Source organism: Afipia broomeae ATCC 49717, assembly GCF_000314675.2.
Lineage (GTDB): Bacteria > Pseudomonadota > Alphaproteobacteria > Rhizobiales > Xanthobacteraceae > Afipia > Afipia broomeae.
In genome coordinates this window covers 247,467-274,214 of sequence record NZ_KB375284.1, presented here as the reverse complement: position 1 = coordinate 274,214, position 26,748 = coordinate 247,467, and the positions used below count along the sequence as shown (strand labels likewise).

24 protein-coding genes and 2 tRNA genes are annotated in these 26,748 nt (G+C 57.5%); 18 read left to right on the top strand and 8 right to left on the bottom strand.

All coding sequences use genetic code 11. The annotated features are described in order from the left end of the window. Nucleotides 1-157 precede the first annotated feature (157 nt). The 3 genes from HMPREF9695_RS20795 to HMPREF9695_RS20785 form a co-directional block, all read right to left on the bottom strand. Entirely contained in the window at nt 158-2,305 is a 2,148-nt protein-coding gene (locus HMPREF9695_RS20795; protein WP_006022871.1) for a methyl-accepting chemotaxis protein, read from the bottom strand. Between the two features lie 136 nt (nt 2,306-2,441). Continuing rightward, nucleotides 2,442-2,516 (bottom strand) — tRNA-Thr (locus tag HMPREF9695_RS20790). A gap of 138 nt (nt 2,517-2,654) precedes the next feature. Next, complete coding sequence (locus HMPREF9695_RS20785; RefSeq protein ID WP_006022870.1) at nt 2,655-3,104, bottom strand: hypothetical protein; 450 nt, start codon at nt 3,102-3,104, stop codon at nt 2,655-2,657. A 94-nt stretch (nt 3,105-3,198) separates the two neighbouring features. On the opposite strand from HMPREF9695_RS20785, the gene HMPREF9695_RS20780 reads away from it, so the two are divergent. The 16 genes from HMPREF9695_RS20780 (at nt 3,199) to HMPREF9695_RS20705 (ending at nt 16,732) form a co-directional block, all read left to right on the top strand. Then, complete coding sequence (locus tag HMPREF9695_RS20780; protein ID WP_006022869.1) at nt 3,199-3,402, top strand: hypothetical protein; 204 nt, start codon at nt 3,199-3,201, stop codon at nt 3,400-3,402. Nucleotides 3,403-3,516: 114 nt separating this feature from the next. Next, the gene (locus HMPREF9695_RS20775; RefSeq protein ID WP_006022867.1) at nt 3,517-5,229 is read left to right on the top strand and encodes an FAD-dependent oxidoreductase; all 1,713 of its coding nucleotides are present in this window, start codon (nt 3,517-3,519) and stop codon (nt 5,227-5,229) included. A 41-nt stretch (nt 5,230-5,270) separates the two neighbouring features. Next, nucleotides 5,271-5,573 carry a UBP-type zinc finger domain-containing protein gene (locus HMPREF9695_RS20770; protein WP_006022866.1) on the top strand — a complete coding sequence of 101 codons (303 nt, stop codon included), beginning with the start codon at nt 5,271-5,273 and terminating at the stop codon, nt 5,571-5,573. Nucleotides 5,574-5,655: 82 nt separating this feature from the next. Further along, nucleotides 5,656-6,585 carry an alpha/beta fold hydrolase gene (locus HMPREF9695_RS20765; RefSeq protein WP_006022865.1) on the top strand — a complete coding sequence of 310 codons (930 nt, stop codon included), beginning with the start codon at nt 5,656-5,658 and terminating at the stop codon, nt 6,583-6,585. 118 nt (nt 6,586-6,703) lie between these two features. After that, nucleotides 6,704-7,189, top strand: a complete 486-nt coding sequence (locus HMPREF9695_RS20760) for a hypothetical protein (RefSeq protein WP_006022864.1) — start codon at nt 6,704-6,706, stop codon at nt 7,187-7,189. A gap of 135 nt (nt 7,190-7,324) precedes the next feature. Next, nucleotides 7,325-7,990, top strand: coding sequence for an NAD-dependent epimerase/dehydratase family protein (locus HMPREF9695_RS20755; RefSeq protein WP_006022863.1), 666 nt, complete (start codon nt 7,325-7,327; stop codon nt 7,988-7,990). Between the two features lie 172 nt (nt 7,991-8,162). After that, nucleotides 8,163-9,452, top strand: coding sequence for a UDP-N-acetylglucosamine 1-carboxyvinyltransferase (gene murA / locus HMPREF9695_RS20750; RefSeq protein ID WP_006022862.1), 1,290 nt, complete (start codon nt 8,163-8,165; stop codon nt 9,450-9,452). A gap of 75 nt (nt 9,453-9,527) precedes the next feature. Continuing rightward, nucleotides 9,528-9,995, top strand: coding sequence for a DUF2948 family protein (locus HMPREF9695_RS20745; protein ID WP_006022861.1), 468 nt, complete (start codon nt 9,528-9,530; stop codon nt 9,993-9,995). Nucleotides 9,996-10,295: 300 nt separating this feature from the next. Next, on the top strand, nt 10,296-11,591 hold the full coding sequence (gene hisD, locus HMPREF9695_RS20740; RefSeq protein ID WP_006022860.1) for a histidinol dehydrogenase: 1,296 nt from the start codon (nt 10,296-10,298) through the stop codon (nt 11,589-11,591). Then, the gene (locus HMPREF9695_RS20735) at nt 11,588-12,094 is read left to right on the top strand and encodes a UPF0262 family protein (protein WP_006022859.1); all 507 of its coding nucleotides are present in this window, start codon (nt 11,588-11,590) and stop codon (nt 12,092-12,094) included. The genes hisD and HMPREF9695_RS20735 overlap by 4 nt, the downstream gene beginning before the upstream one ends. A gap of 44 nt (nt 12,095-12,138) precedes the next feature. Continuing rightward, nucleotides 12,139-12,594 (top strand): arsenate-mycothiol transferase ArsC, encoded by a 456-nt coding sequence (locus tag HMPREF9695_RS20730; protein ID WP_006022858.1) that lies wholly within the window; start codon nt 12,139-12,141, stop codon nt 12,592-12,594. Nucleotides 12,595-12,703: 109 nt separating this feature from the next. Further along, complete coding sequence (locus HMPREF9695_RS20725) at nt 12,704-13,327, top strand: Maf-like protein (protein WP_006022857.1); 624 nt, start codon at nt 12,704-12,706, stop codon at nt 13,325-13,327. Continuing rightward, nucleotides 13,317-13,511, top strand: a complete 195-nt coding sequence (gene yacG, locus HMPREF9695_RS20720; RefSeq protein ID WP_006022856.1) for a DNA gyrase inhibitor YacG — start codon at nt 13,317-13,319, stop codon at nt 13,509-13,511. The genes HMPREF9695_RS20725 and yacG overlap by 11 nt, the downstream gene beginning before the upstream one ends. Before the next feature lie 175 nt (nt 13,512-13,686). Further along, nucleotides 13,687-13,762, top strand: a tRNA-Phe gene (locus HMPREF9695_RS20715). A gap of 86 nt (nt 13,763-13,848) precedes the next feature. Then, the gene (locus tag HMPREF9695_RS20710) at nt 13,849-15,495 is read left to right on the top strand and encodes a tyrosine-type recombinase/integrase (protein ID WP_006022855.1); all 1,647 of its coding nucleotides are present in this window, start codon (nt 13,849-13,851) and stop codon (nt 15,493-15,495) included. After that, nucleotides 15,461-16,732 carry a COG3904 family protein gene (locus HMPREF9695_RS20705; protein WP_157224005.1) on the top strand — a complete coding sequence of 424 codons (1,272 nt, stop codon included), beginning with the start codon at nt 15,461-15,463 and terminating at the stop codon, nt 16,730-16,732. Before HMPREF9695_RS20710 ends, HMPREF9695_RS20705 begins: the two co-directional genes overlap by 35 nt. A gap of 188 nt (nt 16,733-16,920) precedes the next feature. Here HMPREF9695_RS20705 and HMPREF9695_RS20700 read toward each other — a convergent pair whose 3' ends face one another. From HMPREF9695_RS20700 to HMPREF9695_RS20680, 5 genes are all read right to left on the bottom strand, one after another. Continuing rightward, complete coding sequence (locus HMPREF9695_RS20700) at nt 16,921-18,210, bottom strand: hypothetical protein (RefSeq protein ID WP_006022853.1); 1,290 nt, start codon at nt 18,208-18,210, stop codon at nt 16,921-16,923. 117 nt (nt 18,211-18,327) lie between these two features. Further along, nucleotides 18,328-18,834, bottom strand: a complete 507-nt coding sequence (locus HMPREF9695_RS20695) for a hypothetical protein (protein ID WP_006022852.1) — start codon at nt 18,832-18,834, stop codon at nt 18,328-18,330. Nucleotides 18,835-19,088: 254 nt separating this feature from the next. Next, nucleotides 19,089-19,598 carry an RNase H family protein gene (locus tag HMPREF9695_RS20690; protein ID WP_006022851.1) on the bottom strand — a complete coding sequence of 170 codons (510 nt, stop codon included), beginning with the start codon at nt 19,596-19,598 and terminating at the stop codon, nt 19,089-19,091. Between the two features lie 203 nt (nt 19,599-19,801). Beyond that, nucleotides 19,802-20,152 (bottom strand): hypothetical protein, encoded by a 351-nt coding sequence (locus HMPREF9695_RS26475; protein WP_167540061.1) that lies wholly within the window; start codon nt 20,150-20,152, stop codon nt 19,802-19,804. Then, complete coding sequence (locus tag HMPREF9695_RS20680) at nt 20,101-20,790, bottom strand: recombinase family protein (protein WP_006022850.1); 690 nt, start codon at nt 20,788-20,790, stop codon at nt 20,101-20,103. Before HMPREF9695_RS20680 ends, HMPREF9695_RS26475 begins: the two co-directional genes overlap by 52 nt. A 732-nt stretch (nt 20,791-21,522) precedes the next feature. On the opposite strand from HMPREF9695_RS20680, the gene HMPREF9695_RS20675 reads away from it, so the two are divergent. Both HMPREF9695_RS20675 and HMPREF9695_RS20670 read left to right on the top strand, forming a co-directional pair. After that, the gene (locus tag HMPREF9695_RS20675; protein WP_006022849.1) at nt 21,523-23,253 is read left to right on the top strand and encodes a hypothetical protein; all 1,731 of its coding nucleotides are present in this window, start codon (nt 21,523-21,525) and stop codon (nt 23,251-23,253) included. Further along, the gene (locus HMPREF9695_RS20670; RefSeq protein ID WP_006022848.1) at nt 23,253-26,354 is read left to right on the top strand and encodes an AAA family ATPase; all 3,102 of its coding nucleotides are present in this window, start codon (nt 23,253-23,255) and stop codon (nt 26,352-26,354) included. The genes HMPREF9695_RS20675 and HMPREF9695_RS20670 overlap by 1 nt, the downstream gene beginning before the upstream one ends. The last annotated feature ends 394 nt before the right edge of the window (nt 26,355-26,748 follow it).

Sequence of the window (26,748 nt, the reverse complement as noted above, 5' to 3'; positions counted from 1 at the left end):
AGTCTCATTCTGGCGGACAGCACGGGATGCCCTGAGGCGACCGGCGTCCTTCATGTCCAGAGAGGTTACCAAGGATCATGGGGGCCCAGAAGAGTCAATCTGGGCCCGGCCGCCGGGTGAAAGCAGCTATGCCTCACGGCATAGCGCATAAACGCAATTACGCCGCCCGGATGTTGAGCAGGAAGGCATCTACCTCGGCGCGCAGCGTATCGGCTTCGCGGCGAAGTTCGTTCGATGCATTCAGCACTTCGCCGGCTGCGGTTCCGGCCTCGCTCGAGGCGCGGCTCACGCCGACGATGTTGCTCGATACTTCCTGGGTGCCGCTCGCGGCGTGCTGGATGTTGCGCGCGATCTCGCGGGTCGCCGCACCCTGCTCCTCGACGGCCGCGGCGATCGCCGTGGTGACCTCGTTGATCTCGCCGATGGTCGATCCGATGTTGCGGATGGCGCCGACCGCCGATGCCGTGACGTTCTGCATGCTGGCGATCTGGGTGCGGATTTCGTCGGTCGCCTTTGCGGTTTGCTCGGCGAGGCTTTTCACTTCCGACGCCACGACCGCGAAACCGCGCCCCGCTTCGCCGGCACGCGCGGCCTCGATGGTGGCGTTGAGCGCGAGCAGGTTGGTCTGCGATGCGATCTCCTGAATCAGGTCGACGACGCTGCTGATGCGGTTGGCGTTGTCGGCGAGACCCTGCATGGTCGTGTCGGTCTTGCCCGCCTCGGTGACCGCGTTGGCGGCGATCTTGGTCGAATTCGTGACCTGGCGGCTGATCTCCTGGATCGACGATGACAGTTCCTCGGTGCCGGCGGAAACCGTCTGCACGTTGACCGAGGTTTCTTCAGCCGCCGACGCAACGGTGTTCACCAGCGCGCTGGAATGCTCGGCAGATGTCGACATGCTCTCCGCCGTCGCCTGCATGACATTGGCGGAGGTCATCAGGCTGTCGAGCGCGGCGCGGACCTTGTCTTCGAAACTCACGATCTGCTTTTCGATGCGCGATGCACGTTCGGCCTTGGCGATACGGTCCTGGTCCTGTTCGCTGCTCAGCGTGCGCGAGCGGATCATGCTGTCGCGGAACACTTCGAGCGAGTCGGCCATCACGGCGATTTCGTCCTGCTGGCGGCCGCGCTTGACCTCGGCATTGAGATCGCCCTCGGACAGGCGGCGCATCACGTCCTGCAGGTTGCCGATGCGGCCAAGGATGTTGCGGCCGACATAGAGCCAGACGAACAGCGCCGATCCGATCAGCGTCAGCACGCCGAGCGCGAGCATGGTCGCCGTTCCCAGCGTGATCGTGTTGTTTGCCTTGGCGGCAGCGGCGTCCGTCGCGACCTGCACGTCATCGACCAGCCGCTTGATGCTCATTTCGAGGCCGCGGTTCAGCTTGCCGGTCTCTTCCAGAATTAGCCGCCCGTAATCGGCGGAATCCAGTTCCTTCTGGCGCAGCTTGAAAAGGCCGCTCTTCTTGTTGCCGAACGCCATCATCTGCGTGACGGCGTCCTTCAGCTTGTCGCCGTCGCCGGTATGACCAAGCGCCTTGAGGGAAATCTCGATGCTGTCGTACGTGACCGAGAATGCATATTCCTGATCGCTGAGCGTCTCGGCGTTGTTGGCGTTTGCAGCGGCGCTGATGTTGCTCGCGGCGAAATTGATATCTGCCAGCAGGCTGGCCAGCATATCGACGCCGCGCATGGCCTTGATGGCTTCCTTCGGCTCCGCATTCGGATTCACCAAAGCCGAATTGACGGCGGCTTTTGCATCTTCGGCCGCACTGCTGATGATGGTGACGACGGCGCTATGGGCGGCGCGGGCGGCCTCGAACTTCTTGTTGTGCTCGGCGGCGAGATCCAGCCGCTCCTTTGCGGCCGCGCGCAGGCTGTTGATGGTGTCGTCGAGCATTTTGACGTTTTCTTCCAGCGCGGACACCACGCCAGGATCGGCCTTGAGAGTCTTGATCTCCTGAAGTTTGGCCAGCGCCGCGGCCTGGACCTCTTTCAGGCCCTGGGTGCGGGATTGAAGGGTGCTTTCATCGTCAGAAGCCAGCATCGCGGGACCGCGGGCGGCGAGACTCTGGCTCAACCCGGACAACTGGAGACTTGCTGTCAGACGAGGAATGTTCTGGCTGCTCAGTTCGTTCATCATGCCGCCGAGCTGGCCAAGCAGCAGGCTCGCTCCCGCGCTGATTGCGATCGCCATGCCGGCGATGACCGCGAAGGCCAGGAAGAGACTTCCCCGGACGCCAACCTTCACGTTCGGCAGTTTGAAACGAAACAGATTTTTTCCGACCTTGAACCGCAAAGCCATAACCCCGAATCCCCCGATTCCCCGTGAAAGCACGTGCGGGCGGAGTATCGTGACGCCTGGTTAAAAATTTCGGGAATAGGGGCGTTTTCTGCCAAAAATTTCGTGCAGAGCTGCAATGCGAGGCTTTTAAGAGGGCTGGTGCTGCCAGACAGGATTGAACTGTCGACCTCTCCATTACCAATGGAGTGCTCTACCACTGAGCTACGGCAGCGAACGCCAGACAAGAAAGAGCCAGAACCGTACCGGGTACGTGAATCAGCTAAAAAGCCTTAAAGGCGCGCGTTCCTTTGCCATAAGGCAACTGGCGGTGCAAGCACGGAGCGGCCGTTCTTGTCCCAACCGCCGGAACTCAGGCTGAAACAGCCCTGGCGGGCTTGTATTTTGCCAGTTCAGGGCCGATCCGGGCGCTCATCCGGGTGCTCAATCCCTCCAGGGCCTTGAAGGGACGGATCATCACCTCGAACTCGATGATTTTCCCGGCGGAATCGAATTTCACCAGATCGATGCCTTTTAATTGCAGATCGCCGATAGTGGCGCTGAATTCCAGCGCCACATCGTGCGATCCGGCCACGAAGGTGCGGTGATAGCGGAAATTCTCGAAAATCTGCACGACCGCGCCGAGGATCAGCAGGCTGGCGGGACGCCCCGGAATCGGCAGGTGCACGAACGGCGAGCGGAACACGGTGGTTTCGGCGAGCAGCGGCCGCAGCACGTCCTCGCTCTTGGTCTCAACGAAGCGATGCCAGCCCGTGAGCGTTTCCTGCGCGCAAGGCGCAAGTCCCGGTGCGTCAGCCGTCATCACATTCTCCCCGTCAATTGCCTGCCGTATTCGATATAAAATAGTTCGTCACACCGGCGACACCCGGTCAAGGAAAGCTGCAAGCAGGCCTGTCATGACGGACGACGTCAAAAATGAGCGCACCGCCAAATCGGCCCGCCATGAGCGGCTGAAGTCGGCGCTCCGCGACAATTTGAAACGCCGGAAGTCGCAGGCTCGCGGCCGCGCCGGAATGGCGATCGTCACGCCGGATGACGATGCCAGGGCGCGGGACGATGCATCGGGCGCAATTTCGCACCGGCATGATGACGACCAATGACCGGCCGCCTTCAACCATCGCTTGATTGTTTGGCGGACAGACACGATCTAGCTTGATGAACGCGATCTCCAACGAGGGATATCGCTGATCTGTTCGAGCATAAGGATGCGTGAGATGGCGACGGACCAGGCAGCAGCAAATGGGCCGGGCGCCCCGCAGTCGGACGCTGCACGTGCGGCATTTCCCCGGTTCGAGCAGACGTTTCCGACATTGACGGAGACGGAGATCGACCGCATGCGCCGGTTTGGCGAGGTGCGTCAGTACAAGAACGGCGAACGGCTGTTCGAGACCGGGAAGGTCGGTCCCGGCATGTTCGTCATTCTGTCGGGCCACGTCTCCATTACCCAGCGCGACGGCCTGGGCCACGTCACGCCTGTGATCGAGCAGGGGCCCGGCCAGTTTCTCGCCGAGGTCGGGCAGTTGTCCGGCCGTCATGCGCTGGTGGACGGCACCGCCGAAGGCGATGTCGAAACGCTGCTGATTCCATCCCAGAGTCTGCGCGCGCTGCTTGTGGCCGAAGCCGATCTTGGCGAGCGCATCATGCGCGCGTTGATCCTCCGCCGTGTTGCCCTGATTCAAGCCGGCGTCGGCGGCCCGGTGCTGATCGGTTCGCCGTCTCTGGTCGGCGTGGTGCGGCTGCAAGGCTTTTTGTCGCGCAACGGCATTCCGCATCACGTGCTCGATCCTGCTACCGATACGGACGCGGCAGATCTGATCGCGCGCTATTCGCCATCGCCCGCTGATCTGCCGCTCGTGGTCGCTCCGGACGGCACGGTGCTGCGCAATCCCAGCGAAACCGATCTCGCCTATGCGATGGGAATGATCGGCGGTCCGATCAAGGACAAGCTCTATGATGTCGCCGTCGTTGGCGGCGGCCCCGCCGGACTTGCGACAGCGGTCTACGCGGCGTCAGAAGGATTGTCGGTGGCGGTGCTCGATGCACGGCATTTCGGCGGACAGGCCGGTGCCAGCGCCCGCATCGAGAACTATCTCGGTTTCCCGACCGGCATCTCCGGTCAGGCACTTGCAGGACGCGCCTACAATCAGGCGCAGAAGTTTGGCGCCGATCTGATGATTCCGGTCGAGGCCAAATCGCTCGACTGCTCGAAAAGCGGCGGCGCATTCGGACTGACAACCGAATGCGGTCATTTCCTGAAGGCAAAATCCATCGTCGTCGCCAGCGGCGCACGCTACCGGCGTCCCGCCATCGAGAATCTCGACAAGTTCGAGGGGCGCGGCGTCTGGTACTGGGCGTCGCCGATCGAGGGGAAGCTCTGTGCGCAGCAGGAAATCATTCTGGTCGGCGGCGGCAATTCCGCAGGGCAGGCCGCGGTGTTTCTGTCAGGTCATGCCAGCAAGGTGCGGATGATGATCCGCAGCGGCGGTCTCGCCGACAGCATGTCGCGCTATCTGATTGACCGCATCATGGCGACGCCGAACATCGAACTGATGATTCACACCGAGATCGTCCGGCTGGAAGGCGCCGAAGGCGGGCTCGAGCGTGTGCACTGGCGCAATCGCCGCACCGGCATCGAGACTGCGGGCGACATCCGCAATGTATTTTTGTTCGTCGGTGCGGATCCTGCGACCGCATGGCTGAAAGGCTGCGGCGTCGAGCTTGATCGGACCGGTTTTGTGGTGACCGGTTCGCAGTGCGAGGAAGGCAAGCCGGTCTCGGGGCTGGAGACCTCGGTGCCGGGTGTCTTCGCCGTCGGCGACGTGCGCTCAGGCTCGGTCAAGCGGATGGGCGGGGCGATCGGCGAAGGCGCGCAGGTCGTGGCCGCGCTGCATGGTTTTCTTGGCGACAAACTCGCGCAGCCTCGTTAGCCTGCGATGGCCGGACAATTCTCTGACCAAGAGACCATGACATGCCCTGCAAGCACATCGCGGAGATCAAGAATGTCACGCCGAGCGCTTTGGGGTGCGAGGAATGCCTGAAGACCGGTAGCGTCTGGCTGCACTTACGAATTTGCCGGACCTGCGGCCATGTCGGCTGCTGCGACGATTCGCCGAACCGGCACGCCACCAAACATTTCCGCGCCACCCAGCATCCTGTCATCGAAGGCTATGATCCGCCGGAAGGATGGGGCTGGTGCTACGTCGATGAAGTCTTGTTCGACCTGTCGGACCGCAAGACCCCGCATAACGGTCCGATCCCGCGTTATTATTGAACGACGTCTGCCGAGTATCTGAGCTTGCCAACCACCCTTGGATTGTCAGGATCGTGCCGATCCTCAAAAGGAACTTTTTAGCATGCTGTATTTCCGGCGAGCCATTCGCGGCGCGGCCTGCGCCGCGGCAATGGCTGCATCCATCTTTCTCGTGTCAGTCGGCTACGCGTCCGCGCAGTCGGCGCCGCAAAACCGGACCGCCGACGTCAACGGCGTCAAACTGAATTATCTGATTGCCGGCAAGGGCGATCCGGTCGTGCTGCTGCATGGCTATGCCGAGACCAGCCACATGTGGCGGCCGCTGTTTCCGGGACTCGTCAACAAGCACACCGTGATTGCGCCCGATCTGCGCGGGTTCGGCAAATCCGATGCGCCCGAGGGCGGCTACACCAAGAAGCAAATGGCGCAGGACATCCACGCGCTGGTGAAGAGCCTCGGATTTACCAAGGTCAGGATCGTCGGCCACGACATCGGACTGATGGTCGCCTATGCCTATGCGGCGCAGTATCCGGCCGAGGTCGATCGTATCGTGCTGATGGATGCCTTCCTGCCCGGCGTCGGCGACTGGAAGAGCGTCTGGCTGCTGCGCGATCTCTGGCACTTCCATTTCTACGGCAAAACGCCGCTGGCGCTGGTTCAGGGCCGCGAGCGGATCTATCTCGAACATTTCTGGAATGACTTCGCCGCCGATCCCGCAAAATCCATTTCGCAGAAGGATCGTAAAATCTACGCCAAGGCCTATGCACAGCCGGGCCACATGAAGGCGGGAATGGAGGTCTTCCGCGCCTTCGAGAAAGACGCCGACGACTTTTCGGATTTTGCAAAGACCAAGCTGCCGATGCCGATGCTCGTTCTCTCCGGCGAGAAGGCGGGAGGTGTCTTCCTGATCGAACAGGGCAAGCTCGTCGCGACCAATGTCGAAGGTGTTATCATCAAAGGCTCCGGTCATTGGCTGATGGAAGAAGCGCCGGGCCAGGTGATTCCGACGCTGGTGGATTTTCTCAACCGCTAATCGCGCAACCGGCAAATCCTGCAAAAATTTGCGTGAGCGGGCCGTCCGGAAACGGAACTTCTGTTGCGCTGCCATGCGTATCATGTAGCCTTGGATTTATTCTAACCAGGGGCGCATCATGATTTTAGGCATGTCGTTAGCGGGTTTCACCGTCCTTCATCTCATCATCAGCATGATCGCCATCGGCCTGGGCTTCGTGGTGGCGGGTGGGATGCTTGCATCGAACAGGCTGCCCGGCTGGACGCTCTGGTTTCTCGTCCTGACGATACTCACCAGCGCGACCGGCTTTCTGTTTCCTTTCACCAAGCTGCTCCCGTCGCACATCGTCGCGCTCATCTCGCTCGCGCTGCTGGCGATCGCGGTGTACGCGCTCTACGCAAAAGGCCTCGCCGGGATCTGGCGCACGGTCTATGTGGTCACCGCGATGCTCGCGCTCTGGTTCAACGTTTTTGTGCTGATCGCGCAGTCGTTCCAGAAGGTCGCGTTGCTGAACGTCTATGCGCCGACCGGTGCCGAGCCGCCGTTTGCGATCACCCAAGGCATCGTGCTGCTTTTTTTCATCGGCTTGATCATCCTCGGCATCAGGCGTTTCAAGGCGGCGTGACCCACGCTAGTGGTTCCGATTCTAACATTCGCATCCCGTTTCAGAAGGTATTCTTGCGAATGTTAGAATCAAAGGACCACCAGGGAATATAAGTTTCTAGTGGAGATCCACTCCACTTGGGGAACGGGAGCGTCGATGAAAGTCATCGTCTTCGGCGCGACCGGTATGGTCGGGCAGGGCGTTCTGATCGAGTGCCTGCGCGATCCCGATGTGACGGAAGTATTGACCGTCGGCCGCAGCGCCACCGGTCAGCAGCACCCGAAGCTGCGCGAGCTCGTGCATAAGGATTTTCTCGACTTCTCCGCCATCGAGAAAGACATCACGGGCTATGACGCCTGCTTTTTCTGCCTTGGCGTGTCTTCGATCGGTATGGACGCCGAGCGCTATCGCCATCTAACCTACGACATCACGCTGGCGGCGGCGCGCCCGCTGGCGCGGCTCAATCCGGACATGACCTTCGTCTATGTCACCGGCGCAGGCACGGACAGCACCGAGCAGGGCCGCGTGATGTGGGCGCGGGTCAAAGGCAAGACCGAGAACGATCTGCTCAAGCTGCCGTTCAGGGCGGCGTACATGTTCCGGCCCGGTGCGATCCAGCCCTTGCATGGCGTGCGGTCGAAAACGGCCTGGGTCCAGGCACTCTATGTCATGACCGGACCGCTGCTGGGTTTCCTGCATCAGGTCGCGCCGAAATATGTCACCACCACCGAGGAGGTCGGCCGCGCCATGCTGAACGTGGCCAAACGCGGTTATCCGAGGCCGATCCTCGAAATGGACGACATCCACAAGGCCGGGGCCTGATCGTTCGGGCCGGACGGCCGGAAAGCTCCCGATCCGTGCCCGGACCGACACAATTCGAGCGATTTTTCAGGTATTAAGCTTGCCTGCCGGGTTCTTGGGCGTCCGGCGCGCGGTTTCCACCCCCTCCGAAACACGCTAAAAGCCATTTTATCCGCAACAGGGCAGGTTTGGCATGGATCGCATTCGCATTGTCGGCGGCAACAAACTCAACGGCACCATTCCGATTTCCGGCGCGAAGAACGCGGCTCTGCCGCTGATGATCGCAAGCCTGCTGACCGACGAGACCCTGATTCTCGACAACGTGCCGCGCCTGGCCGACGTTGCACAGCTTCAGCGCATTCTTGGCAATCATGGCCTCGACATCATGTCGAAGGGCAAGCGTCCGGGGGACCATGAGTATCAGGGCCAGACCCTGCATATTTCCGCAGCCAACATCATCGACACCACGGCGCCCTATGAGCTGGTCTCGAAGATGCGCGCCAGCTTCTGGGTGATCGCGCCGCTGCTCGCGCGCATGAAGGAAGCCAAGGTCTCGCTGCCCGGCGGCTGCGCCATCGGCACCCGCCCTGTCGATTTGCTGATCATGGCACTGGAGAAGCTCGGCGCGGAATTGCAGATCGACGGCGGCTACGTGATCGCGAAAGCGCCCGGCGGACTTGTCGGCGCGGAGATCGATTTCCCCAAGGTCACCGTCAGCGGCACCCACGTGGCGCTGATGGCTGCGACGCTCGCCAAAGGCACGACGGTCATCACCAATGCTGCGTGCGAGCCCGAGATCCTCGATGTCGCCGACTGTCTCAACAAGATGGGTGCAAAGATTTCCGGCGCCGGCACGACGCGCATCGTGATCGAGGGCGTCAAGAAACTGCACGGCGCGCGTCACACCGTGTTGCCGGACCGGATCGAGACCGGCACCTATGCCATGGCGGTGGCGATGACGGGCGGCGATGTGCAACTCGCGGGTGCGCGGCCTGAACTGCTGCAATCGGCACTGGATGTGCTGACGGAAGCCGGCGCCACCATCACGCCGAACAATGAAGGCATCCGCGTTGCGCGCAACGGCGCGGGTATCAGCCCGGTCAAGGTCACGACCGCGCCGTTCCCGGGCTTTCCGACCGATCTTCAGGCGCAGCTCATGGCGCTGATGGCCTGCGCCAAAGGCTCGTCGCACATCACCGAAACAATTTTTGAAAACCGTTTCATGCATGTTCAGGAACTGGCGCGGTTCGGTGCGCGTATTTCCCTCGATGGCGAGACCGCGATCATCGACGGCATCGCCAAACTGAAGGGTGCACCGGTGATGGCGACGGATTTGCGCGCCTCGGTGTCGCTGGTGATTGCGGCGCTCGCGGCGGAAGGCGAAACCACCGTCAATCGCGTGTATCATCTCGATCGTGGTTTCGAGCGGCTCGAGGAAAAACTCTCGGCCTGCGGCGCGACCATCGAACGGATCAGCGGGTAATGCAGGGCATGATCCCGAAGAGTGGAAACCGGTTTTCGGAAAATATCATGCCCAATTGAAGCAACGGCGGGGGCCATGTCTCAGAACAAAACGGCTCAGCAAAATACATCCCGGCGCAAGCTGGCCGCGCTGGATGAAGACGATCTCGCGGTCATCTCCGCCCATATCCAGGATGCGGCGGTGGTGGCGGGCGACATCCTCTGGCGGCAGAGCGAGAAGCGTCTGGTCGTTGCCATGCGGCGGATGGACTGTGAGGATATTCTTGCCGGCGATTGCGTTCCGCGCCGCCTGATTTCGGCGCTGCGTTTTGACCGCGTGCTGTCCTGCCAGTCGCGCGAGATCGACATGACGGCCCCGGAACTGCCCCTGACCCTGCTTGGGCTGGAATTCCATCCGGGCAAGAAACCGGGCGGCCAGGTGCTGCTGCTGTTCGCTACCGGCGGGGTGCTTCGGCTCGAAGTCGAGTGCCTCGAATGCGAACTGGCCGATCTGGGCCCGGACAATCTGGACACCGATCCGGTCGATCAGGCCGCAGCCAACTAATCTGCCAGCGCACACAGACATTTAGCAACCAACTCGGGCGGTCCCGCTCGCGGTTTCATTCCGGGAATGTTATGGGGTTGACGGTGACGAGTGTGGCGGTTCGCAAGTCCGCAACATTTGTCAGCACGTCCATTTAGCGGACTTGCGAACCAAAGCCACACTAGAACACTAATTTCTAGTGCCCTTTTGAATCCGAAGTTCGCTATGGAGCGTGCCGCAAAATGAGGCGAACTTCGGATTCAGGACACTAGCATCGCGCCAATGACCACGCCTTTAATTGATCCCCTGCCGGACCCTGGAATGCCGATCCGCCTCACCAGCCACAGCGCCGACTTCAGCGAGCGCTTCAACGCCTTTCTCGACATGAAGCGGGAGGTTTCCGCCGATATCGACGCGTCCGCGCGCGCCATCGTCGACGACGTGGCGAAGCATGGCGATGCGGCGCTGATCGCGGCGACGAAGAAGTTCGACCGGCTGGACATCACCGCAGGTGGTTTGCGCATTACGGCGGCGGAGATCGAAGCCGCGGTGAAGGCTTGCGATACCGCGACGCTCGACGCCCTGAAGTTCGCGCGTGACCGCATCGAGGTTTTTCACAGGCGGCAGTTGCCGAAGGATGAGCGTTTCACGGACGCCGCGGGTGTTGAACTCGGCTGGCGCTGGAGCGCCATTGAGGCGGTCGGCCTGTATGTGCCGGGCGGCACCGCGGCCTATCCGTCATCCGTGCTGATGAACGCGGTGCCGGCCAAGGTCGCCGGCGTGGAGCGCGTGGTGATGGTGGTGCCGTCTCCGGACGGCAAGCTCAACCCGCTGGTGCTGGCGGCGGCGCAGCTCGGCGGCGTGTCGGAAATCTACCGCGTGGGCGGCGCGCAGGCCGTTGCGGCGCTGGCCTATGGCACGGCGACCATCAAGCCGGTGGCGAAGATCGTCGGTCCCGGCAATGCTTACGTTGCTGCCGCCAAGCGTCTGGTGTTCGGCAAGGTCGGTATCGACATGATCGCCGGACCGTCCGAAGTGCTGGTGATCGCCGACCGCACCGCGAATCCCGACTGGATCGCGGCCGATCTGCTCGCGCAGGCCGAGCACGACGCCAATGCGCAGTCGATCCTGATCACCGATGACGAGACGCTGGCGAACGATGTCGCGCGTGCCGTCGAAGCACAGTTGACCACGCTGCCGCGCGCTGACATCGCGCGCGCGTCCTGGAACGATTTCGGCGCGATCATTCTGGTGAAGTCACTGGACGAGTCGGTCGCGCTCGCCGATGCCATTGCCGCCGAGCATCTGGAAATCATCACCGCCGATCCCGAGGGCTTGAGCGCGCGCATCCGCAATGCCGGCGCGATCTTCCTTGGAGCGCATACGCCGGAAGCGATCGGCGACTATGTCGGTGGCTCCAATCACGTGTTGCCGACGGCGCGCTCGGCGCGTTTTTCCTCGGGCCTCGGCGTGCTCGATTTCATGAAGCGGACCTCGATCCTGAAGTGCGGACCCGACCAGCTTCGCGCCCTCGGACCGGCGGCGATGACGCTCGGCAAGGCCGAGGGGCTGGATGCCCATGCGCGGTCGGTCGGATTGCGGCTTAATCTGTCATGACGAGGCCCCCGACAGATGAGGACCGGGACAACCGCGTCGTCGCGGTGACGCTGGATGAAGAATCGATCGGGCGATCCGGGCCGGACATCGAGCACGAGCGCGCGATCGCGATCTACGATCTCATTGAGCAGAACCTGTTCGCGCCGGAAGGCGGTCACACCGGTCCGTTCACGCTGCATATCGGAATTACCGGCAACCGCCTGATGTTCGACATCAAGCGCGAGGACGGCACGCCCTGCGTCGTGCATCTGCTGTCGCTGACGCCGTTCCGCCGGATCGTGAAGGACTACTTCATGATCTGCGACAGCTACTATCAGGCGATCCGCACCGCGACGCCCGACAAGATCGAAGCCATCGACATGGGCCGCAAGGGCATCCATGACGAAGGCTCGCGGACCTTGATGGAGCGCCTTGAAGGCAAGGTGCGCGTCGACTTCGAAACCGCGCGCCGGCTGTTCACACTGATTTCTGTGCTGCACTGGAAGGGCGAGGGCAGTACATGACCCCGAAAAGTGTCATGCGCAAAATTTCCGGACGAGCCTGACGAATGGCGGCGCGTTCTCCGCAAGCGGTTCTGTTCATGTGCGGGCAGAACAGTGTCCGCTCTCCGACGGCAGCCTGTCTGCTGCGCCATCTCATTCCGCGCGGGCTCTACGTGCAATCCGCCGGCGTCAGCAAGGCCGATCTCGATCCGTTCGCGGTCGCGGTGATGAAGGAGATCGGGCTCGACATTTCCAATCACAAGCCGTGGACGGTCGCCGATCTGGAGGACTGGGAAGGCCTGAACTTCGATCTGATCGTGACACTGTCGCCGGAGGCGCATCACAAGGCGCTCCAGTTGACCGCGACCTCGGCCACCGAAGTCGAATACTGGCCGACGCCCGATCCGGTCGGCGTCGAAGGCCGCCGCGAGTTGCAGCTCGATGCCTACCGGCATGTCCGGGACAGTTTGCAGAAGCGTATTCGCGAGCGTTTCGCGCCGGCAGCCATCAAGAACGAGTAGGAAAAATCGTCAGAAATCGGACCCGGGCACGCCGCCGCGCTGTTGTCGGGGCCACGCCCTTCGGATAGTTTCCGCGCCCATTGACCCCTGACCGAACGACAAATCTCGCATGTTAGGCCGTCCCAAATTTGTCCTCGCCTCCGGCTCGCCACGGCGCCTCAGCCTGCTCAATCAGGCCGGTATCGAGCCCGACGCGCTGCGCCCTGCGGATGTCGATGAGACGCCAAAGCGCGGCGAGCTGCCGCGCGCCTGCGCCAATCGTCTGGCCCGCGCCAAGGCCGACGCGGCGCTCAAGTCCGTGCAGCTCGATGATGATCTTCGCGGGTCCTTCATTCTTGCTGCCGACACCGTGGTCGCGGTCGGACGCCGCATCCTGCCGAAGGCGGAACTGGTGGACGAAGCCTCGCAGTGCCTGCGCCTGCTGTCCGGCCGCAATCATCGCGTCTACACCGCGATCTGCCTGGTGACGCCGAAGGAAACCTTCCGTCAGCGGCTGGTGGAAACGCGGGTGCGGTTCAAGCGGCTGAGCGAGGACGATATTCAGGCCTATATCGGCTCCGGCGAATGGCGCGGCAAAGCCGGCGGCTATGCGGTGCAGGGCATCGCAGGTTCGTTCGTGGTGAAGATGGTCGGCTCTTACTCCAACGTGGTCGGGCTGCCGCTTTATGAAGCGACCACGCTGCTGGGCGGGGAAGGTTTTCCGGTCCGCTTCGGCTGGCTGAATGCCAGTTGATGGCGCGAAATCCGCGCCCCGCGCGAAGCCATGCCCGATCTGCGGCAAGCCGCAGGTCGAGGCCTCCAAGCCGTTCTGTTCGGAACGCTGCCGCGATGTCGACCTGAATCGCTGGCTGTCGGGGTCCTATGCCATCCCGGCGCGCGAGAGCGACGAGGACGACGATATGGACGAGCCGAAATAGGTCTTTCGGGCATTTTCCGGCCGCGCCGAAGTCCTTGAATTCGGGAGGATTTCGAGCCGCCGCCGGGCGGCGCGGTCGTCCTCGCAAAATTCGCACGGTGGCTGGACAGCGCCGCCGCGTCTCACTATAAACCGGCGCTCTCCCTCCAAGCTGTTTTGGCAGCGTTCGAGGCGGCGCCCAGGTAGCTCAGTTGGTAGAGCATGCGACTGAAAATCGCAGTGTCGGTGGTTCGATCCCGCCCCTGGGCACCATCAACTTCAAAAAGACTTTCCCTTCAAGAAGTTAAGCCCTATCAGTGAGTTGCGCTTACCCGACTGTGTAACAAGGGTGAGTAACAATGCTGTTTCGGGTGGTGCGTCCGATGAAGCGGGATGGCTCTCGCATACCGATATTCGTGCAGCGGATTCCCGCCGACGTGAAGAGCCGCGCGGAGGGGACACGTCTCGCCATTCCGTTGGGTGATGGCTTCGCGTTCGTCACCGTCAGTGTCCGCGCACAGTCCGTCCGATTCTCGCTCCGCACGGCAGACCCAAGCCAAGTCAAAAGCCGTCAGGCCATCGCCGCAGCATACCTTGAAGGCGTCTGGACGGCGCTCCGCGAAGAAGCTCCCATCAAACTATCGCATCGTCAGGCTACCGCGCTTGCAGGCGAGTTGTATCGCATCTGGGCGGACGGAGAGAATCGCGCCCGGAGCATTGCAATCGAGCAAAAGCCCGGCGGCGGTTGGCAGCCCGCTAGCGTTACGCAGACCGATGAGGAAGCTCACTGGGCCGCCATTGAGGTGATGTGGGGAAAGGTCGGAGCTAGTGGCGATCCTTCCGATCTGGAGAAGCCCCTTGGTCCGCTGGTTGATCGGTTGTTGTTGAGCAAAGGCATTGGTCGCGTCGATAGTGATACGCGCGCCATCCTCCTGTCAGCGTTTTGGATGGCATTACGGGACGCCTTTGCGAGTCGCAGGAAGAACATCGAAGGGGATTACTCCGACGATCCTAAGGCGAGAAGATTTCCACTGTGGGAAGTGTCGAACCGCGCCGTGCTTGCTCCAATCGCGCCCGGTGTTTCGCTAAAAGAACTGGTCGAGGAATGGTGGAAGGAAGCTAAGGCAGCGGGCCGCAAGCCCAGCACTTACGAAAGCTATCGCAACACGATGGCGAAGCTGGTTGTTGTTTTGAAGCATGATGACGCCAGCAGGGTCACTCCGGAAGATATCGTGCGTTTCAAGGATGTGCGTATCGGGAGCGGCGTGAGTCCGAAGACCGTCAAGGATAGCGACCTCGCAGGCCTCAAGACAGTTTTTGGTTGGGCCGTGATGAACAGGAGGATGTCCATCAATCCCGCTGAAGGCCTCACCATCAAGACCTCCAAGCCGCGCAAGCTCCGGGCCAAGGGTTTATCGCACAAAGAAGCCGCACAGATATTGAAGCATGCCAAGAATTACAAAGCCGGTGGTGAAGCGCAAAAACTTGCGGCGGCAAAGCGGTGGGTGCCGTGGCTGTGCGCCTTCACGGGCGCTCGTGTTGGCGAGATGCTTCAGTTACGGAAACAGGATGTCCGACGCGAGGGGAAGTATTGGATAGTTCACGTCACGCCTGAAGCTGGCCCGGTGAAAACCGATGAGGCGAGAGACGTGGTGCTGCATCGGCAGATCGTCGAGTCGGGCTTTCTGAATTTCGTCAAGGGATCCAACGAAGGCCACCTTTTCATCTCACCCAGCAACGACGAGCTAGGAGTCCGCAAGGCAGTGAAGACCGCGCGGAACAAGGTCAACATGTTCGTCCGCGAGGTCGTACCGGACCCGCACGTTGATCCGAGCCACGGCTGGCGTCATCGCTTCAAGACCGTGGGAATCGACGAAGGCGTCGAGATGCGCGTGTTGGATGCGATACAAGGCCATGCACCGCGTAATATCTCAGAAGGCTACGGTGAGGTGACGATCAAGGCGAAGGCAAATGCCATCGCTAAATTTCCAAACTTCAAGATATAATCTGGCGCAAGGACTATTCTTTACCCATGAGCAGCCGCAAATGATGTCCAATATTCGCAATCTCGTTTGCATCTTTGTCACGCTTGGATCGTTGTCCGCGCACGAAGCGGCCGCAGGCAAGTCTTTCAACTATGACATCAAGGGGCCGATGATCTTTCGAAGTGCGTTCAACGGCGGTAACTGCAATGGATGCGAATGGATTATCGCAGAAGGCGCGATTGAGAATGATACGCCAGAAAAGCTGAAAAAGTTTATTGATCAAAAAAAGATTCCACGTGGCTCCTCGTTGCGGCTCAATTCGCCAGGCGGGAATCTTCTGTCAGGCATAAAACTTGGGGAGGTAATTCGTGCGGCTGGACTTTTCACTTCGGTGGGAAAGACGGTCGGTGAAGAATCTTCATTTGATCCGGAAACGATCCTAGAAAAAGTGCTTGATGGCACGAGTTACGAGGTAAGAAACGGAGTATGTGCGTCCGCTTGTGTCTACGCATTTGTTGGCGGGGTAACGCGCTTCGCGGCCAAATCAAAGATCGGCATTCACCAGTTTTATGATGAGCGGTCGGTATCTGAACCGTTAGCAAAAACCGCTAGCTCAGTCGATCGTTCAGCCGATCAGTTGCTTACAGCCCTTCTTCTTGAATACATCGTGAGAATGGGAATCGATCCGCGGCTTGTAAGTTTAGCCGGTACAATTCCTCCATGGGGAGAAATGAGATGGCTGTCGAGTTCTGAGTTGATCGATCTCAAAATTGATAATTCGGAAACGTCGTTTACCCCGCTTAGCGTGGAGCCCTTTGGCGCATCCGGGGCCTACGTCGAAACGGTAAGCCGCTCCGTCTATTACACGTTCAGGCTACGACTTTACTGTCGAGGAGTTGCAGACAAAGCGTTTGTTGCTTTTCTATCAAACGAAAATCCCAAAGATGCGGAGTATTTAAGCGAAGCTTTGAGCGATATTCTCAAGAAATCCTCGATAGCGTTGGTAAGCGATAAGGGAGAGAAAGTTTTCCCCCTCCAACTTGCGATGGTGACAAGCCCAAAGGAAGCGAAACAAATGGTTCAGGCGTCGTCCATGGTTGTGGGCGCTTCGATGTACGACATTCAGAATGCAAATCGTTTGGAGCTTCGTAGCGACTTGTTCTCTAGAAACGAGGGCAATCTCGCGTACTGGCTTTCGTTCAATTTGACGGGCGATCGCCGCAAAGTCGGAATCGCAGCTCGTTCTTGCATTAAGTAAGTCATGCAGTTGGAGAGGCATGCCAATCTGTGCCTTAGCTTAGGTTGATCCACAGTGGGGGACTAACTTTAGGATAGAATGCTTGATTACCATCACCGCCTAAGGGCACTCCGCTAAGCCGCGATCTTAAAGCTCACCCCTCCTAAACCCCCCTTCCATTAGAGGAGCCGTAAGCGAGGAAATGCCCGTCAATTGGGCTCAAGCTCGACGGAAACAATCGCGCAGCGGGAGCCGGTTCGGAGAGTAAATTCGTCCTGCATCAGTTGCTTTGCGGTCTCGGCATGGGAATGGGCCACGAGAACGGCATCGTGCAGAGGGAGCGCGGTGATGCCCCGTTTGAACAGGGACGAGACCACCGCGATCAGCATGTCGCTCTCGATCCGCATCAGCTCAAAGCCAAGGCCCGTTCCGAAGAGATGGGCAATCGGAGCGTGCTTTCGTTTCAGCATGTCGATGGCGTCACGAAGTTTCATCCCAGCGGGAAAATGCTCACGCGCACCCTTTGGCCAATTCCCAAGGCGGCCGTCAGCGAACAGCATAGCGTTGAGCAGCATCTTCCATCCGTCGCGTCCGTTCCCATCGCCAGCCACATTGTAAATGTCATCCTCGGGTTGTTCGGCTTGCGCCCTCACGTAAGCTAGCCGGGGGAAAAGCTGCCGGTAGTCCACGTCTGCAATGGGCTCACCATCAAGCCGAATTCGCTCGAAGCGTTCCGTGCGGCTCGCAGACATCCAGAACCCTCCTGCGAGACGTCCGCCGTTTTGCCATGTGCCGTTGTTGAAGATACGTCTCAATGATCGCCGGTGAAGTATGACAAGCTGACCATCTTTCCCAAGGTGCACCCCAGCGCCGCCGTCCAGAACTTCTATGTCGGCATTTTGGAGCCATTTGTTGATACGATTGACCTGCCTCCGCATCAGCCTTGTTCGCGCCGTGTCCCGGTAATCAACAGGGTTGGATTGTCCCTCTGAATCCTTGCCTGTCTTCAGGATGAGAACCTCAGGCTCATCGAGCCGCTTGACCACCTTCGGATCGAAGCCTTGAAGCGGGAGGAATTTTGCCAGTCGTGTAATCGGGACGATGAGCGACGGAGCTTTCACCATTGCTGAACGTCGATAGCCGGTGCTGATCTTCCGCAGCATTCCCAGCTTCGCCATGAGATCGACTGCATCTAGAAAGTGTTGACCGAAGACCGGATTGCCATAGCGGCCTTTGGCCCAGATGAAGCCATGCGATCTTGGAACGGCGAGGGCCACGTCATCACTCATCAAGGACAGCAGCATCAGATTGCAGGCGAGGGCCTCTATGCTCTCGAAGAAATTCCTTCGCGCTATGTCTGTTCGGGCCCTCTCTCGCAAGCCGTCCGAGAGCTCCGCTTCCGCGAGATGCTTTGCAAACTCCCGGATCAAGTTCTTGAGCTCAGGCGATCTCGCGCGGTATTGAGGATCGAACCAAAGCGGTTGGAAGTGTCTTGTCATTGCACGCCGTCCGAAGCTTCCGGTGTCTGGTGCGCGAAGTGACCGGCCACGACGCTCAACATGCGCACACCACGCGGATGATACCTGATCTTTCGCGGGAGGGGGCGATGTGCCAAATCATCGTCGCGGTGCCGCAGCGCTGACACATGCGGGATGCGGGCCATAGCGTTCGACCTTGAGAGCTAGAACGCCCGGCAAGTGCTTCTCGATAACCCACTCGCACTGCTCATTCACTGCGCCGCCCAGGATGCGTAAGACCTGACCAGAGGACCTAGGAAAGGCGTGCATCTCGGTTTGGCGGGGGCGGCCTTGGGCATCGTGATAGGGCCAACGCTTATGTGTGCCGCTCGCAAGCCGATGCAGGGCCTTCGCGGTTTGCACGATTCGAAACTCTTTGGTTCGGTGGGAGCCGGGATCGTCCTCAATCAATGCGGTGATTGCCAGCGCGATAATGATGAACCGCTCGGGTTTGATTCCCGCGACTCGGAGGCGTGCCAGCGCAATCTTTGCACGCTTGGCCGCCGACATTCCTCGAAGACGCGTGGCGAGCTCGGTGGGGCCTGCCGTTTCTAGGATCGATTGTATGCCCGCGATGGCAGACTTAATGAACCTGTCTGATTCCATTCTCAGCCGGACGTACGAGCGTGCTGCCGCTAAATAAGGTTTCAACTCCGCCGCGCGGTAAGTCCCGTGCCAATGGCTGCCGTGTCGAGAGCGGTGCTCCAAATGACGACGACAGTGGAAGGCTGCTAGGCCCTTCCCTACTGCGCCGGTTGTCGGTCTACCGCAACCAAGTATCGCACATACCGGTGCACTTTGATTTGACCGCGATGCTATTCTCCGCGTTAAGGACCTAGCGGAGGATGTCCCTTGCGATCTCACGACGATCTGCCCCGCTTGTTGAGCGCGGCCTGCGCGAGTTTTTTTAACTTGATGTGCGTCGCTCGATATTCATCGGCTTGCCAATGTCGTGCAGTGACATCGAGTTCTCTTTCTTCGATAACTTCCAAAAGGCGCGCCCAGAGGCGGTCGTTCTTAATCAGCTCTCCTTTTGCATTTTTCCAACCATTGTCACGCCACTCCCCGACTAAAATGAGCCCATCGCTAACGTAGGTTTCTCTAGTGAATAGAATTATTGACGATTCCGGTTCGAGGTCTTCAACTGCCCCTATAGCGCCCGCCAAGTTTGCTCGCTTTTCGTCACTGTAGTTGCCCTGACTTATTTTGACGTCAGCATGCGGCTCAGTGCTGTCGTCCAGAGGGTGGATAAGCCAAGTGCAGGCCGACGGGCATTCAGACAAGCTGGGGCGGTCTGTCGACAAAATCCATCCAACAAAGTGACCGCGCGATAGTCGTGGCAATTGTTTTGGCCAAATCGTTCGTGTCATCATTCGTCTCCTAAATGCGCACGAGTTCGCGCTGCGTGCGACACGCAGTGTTGGCTCGGCATGTGGTTTTGGGGCGGGGAATATCGAAGCACTAACGAACGGCTTCTGTATTCGTAATGGGGTGGCTCGATTAACTATCTGAATCTTAACAAGAATATCGCGCTAGTATGGCGCATATAGTGTATTGGTTTTATTGCGTATTTTCATTTATCGAAGTTGATCCACGTTCCGGCGGCTTTTCGCGCCTTTACCCACTTCCGTCTTCCGTCTGCTTGCTTGACGCGCCTGCGCTGTTTCGACCACCGAAGCTTTCGTCGTTTGAGGCGCTTGCGCTTCATTCGCTGCTTTTCCTTTTTGGGATCGGCGAGCGGCTTCAGCCCTTCCAATTTTCGCTTGCGGTTTTTCCTAAGGTGCTGCTTCCGGCGTCGCTCCTCCTTTGTGAGATGTTGTCTTCCACCTTCTTGCTGCCGGTCTGAAGTTGGCGTGCGCATCGCACTTCTACCTACTTTGATCGTAGAATATTTTGCATCCTGATAACCTGAGTCGCTGTCCAACTAGGTAGGCCAGATGCTGTTGGGATGCCTAGGGTTGTTAGCTCCTTGGCCAGCGCGTTGGCGGAGCGAATTCCCGCTGCATCAAGTTGGTCTATTATCGCTCGAAGATCGAAAGCTCGTTGCTTCGCGTTTTCCACCCGGGTTTGGATACTGGTGGCTCTTGCTGATTCGGAAACACGAGTTCCGCGAAAGCCACCGAGCCGTTGGCCTCTTGCCTTCGCAGCAGCTAAAGCCGTCTTTGTTCGTGATGATATTAAACCCGCTTCCAACTCCGCCACAGCGACCATCTGTTGAAGAATAAAACGCCCCGTGGGGCCTTCGATTTGGGGCAAGTCTGCGAACCGAACGTCAACCCCCGCTTCCAGCAATCTCGACAAAAAACTTACGGACCGAGTTAAGCGATCAACCTTAGCCACGAGGAGAGGGAGCCGACGTAGACGCGCTGCGGCTATAGCTTGATCTAATTTGGGTCGATCATCCTTTCGACCGCTCTCAATCTCCGTAAATTCGACAACGATCTCCCCGCCAAGCGAGAGAAGGTAGCTATTTACAGCGAACCGCTGCGCCTCAAGACCGAGCCCCGACGTTCCCTGCTTCATGGTCGATACGCGATAGTATGCGACACATTTGGTAGCCATTCTGTCGTCCCTTTACGTTTGAGCCAACGACCGTTGACACAAATGTTAGGGCTCTCTGAGGACATCTCCAATGCATTCAAGTGAGTCAAATTGACTCATTCTTCCCGCGTTGATGAGACCGTTCGTGTCGGGATCGCCTGCGCTGCAAAGAGGCTCGCCCTATCAATGTAACCCCACGGGGGAGTTTATCGCGCTGCTGCTACAGGGTGACCGCTCCGCTGGGTGACCCAAAATTTTGTGGCCGGGGTTCGGATAAGCAATGGTTACGAAACAGAGGTAACGGGTACCAAAACGTCTATGAAATGGGCGCTGGATCAACCGAATTTGCGGCGAGATTTCGGAACACCAACAGCCACCGAGTAATCGGCACCGCACTTCGCATGTTCGACTGACTTCAGGCGAAGGCCACGGCCGCTAGGGCACGGGGGGAAATTGCCGAGCCGTTGCCATGAGGTGAATTCACGAACTTTCGACCCTAGCGGATATCGTCCAGGGCCTCGTCTTCCTATCTGGACAATTCACTTCCGAGAACTGCGTGCATGAGAGAGCTAAACCTGCATTTGTTGCCCTGCAGCAAAGATATTCGGGGCTACACGGTCCGATTCAACTACATTAGAGCGTGCGTACGTCGCGGGCTTGGCGCACGCATTCATATCTGCACAATGTACGAATCTGACCGCGATTATCAGCGGGCTCGTTTACGCTCAAACTTTTGCATGAGAATACACAGCAATGCGCGTGGTACCGGTTACTTCAGTCTTAGAAAAGTACGGCCTTAAAGAGCCAGGCCTTATTGCCCTTCAACCCAATCTCGATAGCTATAAGTCGCTTCTCCTACAGCCGCATGGCGAACTTGATGTGAGCCGAGATGGCGTTAGCCATAGGCATGCTGCTAAAGCCGATAGTCAGTTCTCCGCTTTTCTTCGATGTGCCCGGAATTCTGCAGCGGATATTTGTGTTACTCCTGAATACTCGATGCCTTGGTCAGTGCTTTTGGCTTCTCTGAAAAGTAATGTTTCTCCCGCAGCGGGTAAGATTTGGGTCTTGGGATGCGAAAGTATTAGCTATCAGGATCTCGTCCAGCTCAAGGTCGATAACGAAAAGTCTATGTCGATCATTTTTGAAGACTTGAGTTCGGCTCCAGGACGCTTCCTGGACCCGCTTGCTTACGTTTTTCAAGCGACGTCTTCAGACGGGGCTCAGAGGCTTGTTGTACTTGTGCAATTTAAAACCGTGCCGATGGGCGACAAAGAGAACTTCGAAGTTAACAACCTCCAACGGGGAACCACCGTTTATGTATTTGGTAATGCGGCCCGCGACATCAAGATGGCCGCTATCATTTGCTCGGACGCTTTTGCTTTTTCAGATCACGCTCAAGAACTCTACGACCGCGCATTGATAATTCACATTCAGCTGAATCCAGATCCCCGTAATCACACTTTTCGAACTTATAAAAATCACTTCCTTGACTATCAAAATGATGAGACGGAGATCGTCTGCTTAAACTGGGCGAGTGGTATTTGTCATTGGGAGAGTGAGCAGAGAATCCTATGGAAGAATATAGGCGGGAGCGCATGGTATACTAAGTCACGCCAGTGCGCGGTCGATGATGAATCTGTCAATGAGAACCACCGACGGGGACTGTACTACACCTGGCTTGAGTGCAGTCGGACCCATTCCCTCTTCTTCAATTATGATCCAAGCGTTTACGAGTTGATTTCTAGTAAAGTCTACCATTACGGCGTGAAAGGACCGATTTCTCCTAGGCTTGGCCCACGGCTGACAAGAACACTCGCTTGGAATGATGCGGTAGGCGATTGGGTCGAACAGATCGTGGTTGATGGCGGATTCGCTATTCAGGCATCGGAAGCGGGTAAGGCGAAGGCGCAGTTGCTCGATTTTGCGGATCGAAGCCCGATAGCGGCTGAGAGAGCGATAACTCTGTGTGCTGGTGACTTCGGTGTGCATCCAAGTTGGTACAACGTTGCTCACCTTTCTTCCTGCAAATTGGACGAGACGGAAGTGGTGAATAGGATCACTTACTGTCAGGATCCTAACGCAGCGCAATTCAGAGGAATTCGCTTGAGGCGGTGTGGTCAGATTTTTCGATATGTCGAGAGCAATCAGGTGCCGGAGGCGCTCTCGGATCTGAGCAAAAACCTAATCTTGGATTGGCAGTCCTCGGCACCTTACCAAAATGCGAAATCGGATCGCGGGCGAGCGACGCTTGTGAATTTCGGCGACGACAAAAGTGTAATTGAAGTAATTGCAGCCGCCAAGCGTATTGCAAATCACTTACACCAGAGTTCGAAAAATGAAGAAGATAGTCGCAATGCGAAACAGCGAATAGCGGTTTGGTACCAAGACGCCGATGGCGCAGTGAAACTACTCGATCTCAAAGAGTACACATACATCGATCGCGTTGAAAGTGGTCCTGCCTTCGATATCGCAGGAGAAGCATGATGAATTCTGATCAGCTTTTGGCGGAAGTGCAGCGGCATTTTCCAGAAGCCAAGACCACAACGGAATCCCTTATCCGGTACGAAAGAAGTCAAAATGGAAAGGCGTTTGCTATCTATCTATTCGACGCCGCAAATGAATTACCCGCCGATCAGAAGGCGCTAGACTCTTATCAGGAGAGCAGGCTCGCTCCTCAATTCTTCAAGGAGAGCGTCAATCTACAATGGAATATCTACTTCTATCTTGTGGTTGACGATGGGGTCTCGAAGGAGGATCTGCAGCAAGCGAAAGCGCTTATTGAGGCGGATCGTGCCTATGCGCGAAAATTTGTTGTCTACGCCTCCCAGATTTCAAGTGTACTGGCTCCGCCGACCACGACGGCAGTACCTAACGCGCGTGATGCCAGCGTTCTTTCGCTCTGGATACAGCGTTTGACGGAAGCGGGGCTGTACGCTGCTGTTGTAGGCGAGCAGGATCTTCCACGGAAATTGGAGAGGATCGTTAGTCCCACTGAACAATACCATCGGCCTACGCAGTCCGTTATCGATAAGCAGCGAGCGGCGCGATTGGCTAAAATGAGTCTTGTTCAATATCGGCGCTTCCCAGTCAGGAGACACTTTAGCTTTTCTGGGGTCAACCTCATCTATGGCCCAAACGCTTCGGGCAAGACGTCTCTTCTTGAAGCAATTGAGTTATTCTATTGCGGCAGAAACAATCGAAATCCGATTGCGGATATACGGTATAAGATTGAAGGTGTCCTGTCAGATGGACGAACTGAAACGGCAACTCAAAGTAGGAAGTTGCAGATCTTTCGTGATCGTAATTTAAATTGGTACGGTCAGGCCGAAGAAAAGGCGAATAATCTCTATCAAAGCTTCTCGCGATTCAATTTTTTAAATACCGATGCGGCCGTCGCAATAGCATCTTCCGCAGATGGGCTAACGGAGAATCTATCTAAGCTCCTGATAGGTCCCGATGCGGCACGAACTTGGCACGACATGGAGCGCGTGCATGAAGCCTTAAGACTAGAGTTGAAGCGCGGCAGGCAAACGCAGTCTGAACTGGAGAAGAATCTCTTCGAGATTAGACAGCACCTAAATACGGTTCAAGAATTCCAGCCTCGTTCCAAAAATCTGCAACCAAGAATGCTAGAGTTATTTAGGGAATATCGCTGGCAGTACAATCCTCCTGGACAAGAGCGAGAATTTCTATCGGCGCTCGCCTCATCTCTTGCAGAGTTTGTGTCGTTGTTAGATCAGATCGTGGCGGCTGGCTGGATTGCGTCTCCAGTAACTGCGGCTGCCGTGGATGAGTATTTAGACGAAAGCCGTGCAACGACAGATAGGTGTGAGCCGGTTTTGTCGGAGATGCAAAATGCGCTCCTTCAGCGAGCGCATTGGCAAGAAGAAATGCGGCTGGCCGCGACGACTCTCAATCTTCTTGAAAAGGCTGCAGCAATTATCGATGCAAATGTACCCGGCTTGATGAGAGAACGTACAGCCTTGGTGCAAGATCTCGACGAAATCACCGATCGGATGCCTCAAATGCCATCGGCACTGCTGGCGCGGATTGCAACTGACGGTCTTCAAGGCCAAACGCTCGATGAGTTAATCAATGCTACTCAGCGAGCTAAGTATCAAGCGGAAATTCAACTTTCAGATGCTGAAGGCGTATATCAATCGTTTAGCCGTCTTAAGGAGCAATCGGAACGATGGTTGCAGCAACTCCGCCACATCGCCTCTGAGCTCATATCTACGGCAGACGAAAGAGACGAATGTCCTCTATGCCATACGAAGTTCGCTCCCGGGAAGCTAGCGTCTCATATAGCTGGGGATCTTGATGTTTTGCAGGAGAATCTTGGTCAACAGTATTTGGCGGAAGTTCAGCGATGTTCGACTCTCTTGGATAAAATCAGAGTCGTTGAAGCAGACCATATTTGGTTAACCAACTACTGTAGACGAAGCTCCCTTGGAACGGACGTTCAAGTTCTAGAACTGCGGAACTTAATCAGCGCTCAACTTGATAATGAAGTTGTAATCCGTAATCGCCTAGCAGAAATTGACCGCAGGTTGGCCTTCCTAGCGGCGAGCGGATTAAGTTATCCTGATCTTAGCGAGATCATGGAGAGGCTCGGTGTCTATGGCGTGACCTTTGATAACGCAAATTCTGAGGAATTATCAAATGCAATCCGAAGCTGCGAGGAGCGTGCAGTAGCAGCCCGCGCTCAACTTGCCGTCAGCAATGACGATCTGGCTGGTTGCACCGATCGGCTTAGGGCCGAGTTTCCGGAAACGAATGGAAGTTTGGCAGGTTATCGAGTTGAAATTTCCAACCTCAAAGAGAAGGTGGCCACAACGGAGCGAATAAAGCGCAATTTGGATAAGCTATTTTTGCGCTTTAGGTGGCCCCGGAAAGCCCCACTATCTGATCTCATTGTCGCAGCGAAAACTGTTCAGCGGCTAGCAACCGATCTCCAACAGGCGCTGTCCGAAGAGTTGCAGAACAATCGCTTACTGCAAGAGGCGCTAGCGTCACGCGAGAAAGTTGATAAGGAGCTTCAAGCGCTGCTTCTTAAGCTGCAACGATTTTCGATTGCTTATGACGCCCTAGATAAATTGATGAAGGAGAGTTCACTTTCGTCGGAGGTGGAGAATGCTTTGATGTCGAGCAAAGCTGCCATTGAGAGGATATTTTCGACGATCCATTCTCCGCGCGAATTTTCCGGTATCGGTTCTACGTTGCTAACACTGACGAAGGCCATCGACCAATCTGAGGTGAAATTGAGCGAGGTCAGTACGGGGCAGCGTGCAGCTTTAGCGCTCGCAATTTTTCTTGCGCAGAATGCTCAACTGGAGACCGCGCCTCCGGTCATGCTTATTGATGATCCAATCGCTCACATTGATGATCTAAATTCGCTATCCTTCTTAGACTATTTGCGGGAACTGGCAATTAGAGGCGACCGGCAGATATTCTTCGCTACGGCAAATTCGAAACTTGCCTCTCTTTTCATGAAGAAATTCAAGTTTCTCGACGATGGGTTTACAACAATCTATCTCGATCGGGACGGAGTCGAACACATGGGTTACGAGGAAGGTGCGGTATAAAATTGGGGGGGTACTTGAAGAAGAAGATATTGGTGTTGAACAATGTTCGCCAAATGGAGGCGACTAAAGCTGAGATAATTGCATTCGAATTCGTAGCCCGTAGGTGCGTTTTGTCTCTGGGGCTTCCGCGTAATGGCAGAGACATAAGCCTCCGGTTTGACGTCTTATCCAGCCGAAGCTGACTGAAAGGCTTGGAATCAAAAAGATAGTGGCTAAGGAACACATGCGTCGCATAGCTGGCGCGGGTTGCGGTATTATCGCAACGAGAGTGAGGCATAGCCGGATCGACCGAAGGGTACGGGGGAAATCGGAATGCCGTCGCAACGAAGTGGCCACTCGCATTTTCGATCCTCACGGTGTTTCACGCCGGGACTCGTCACTTCAGATCCATCCG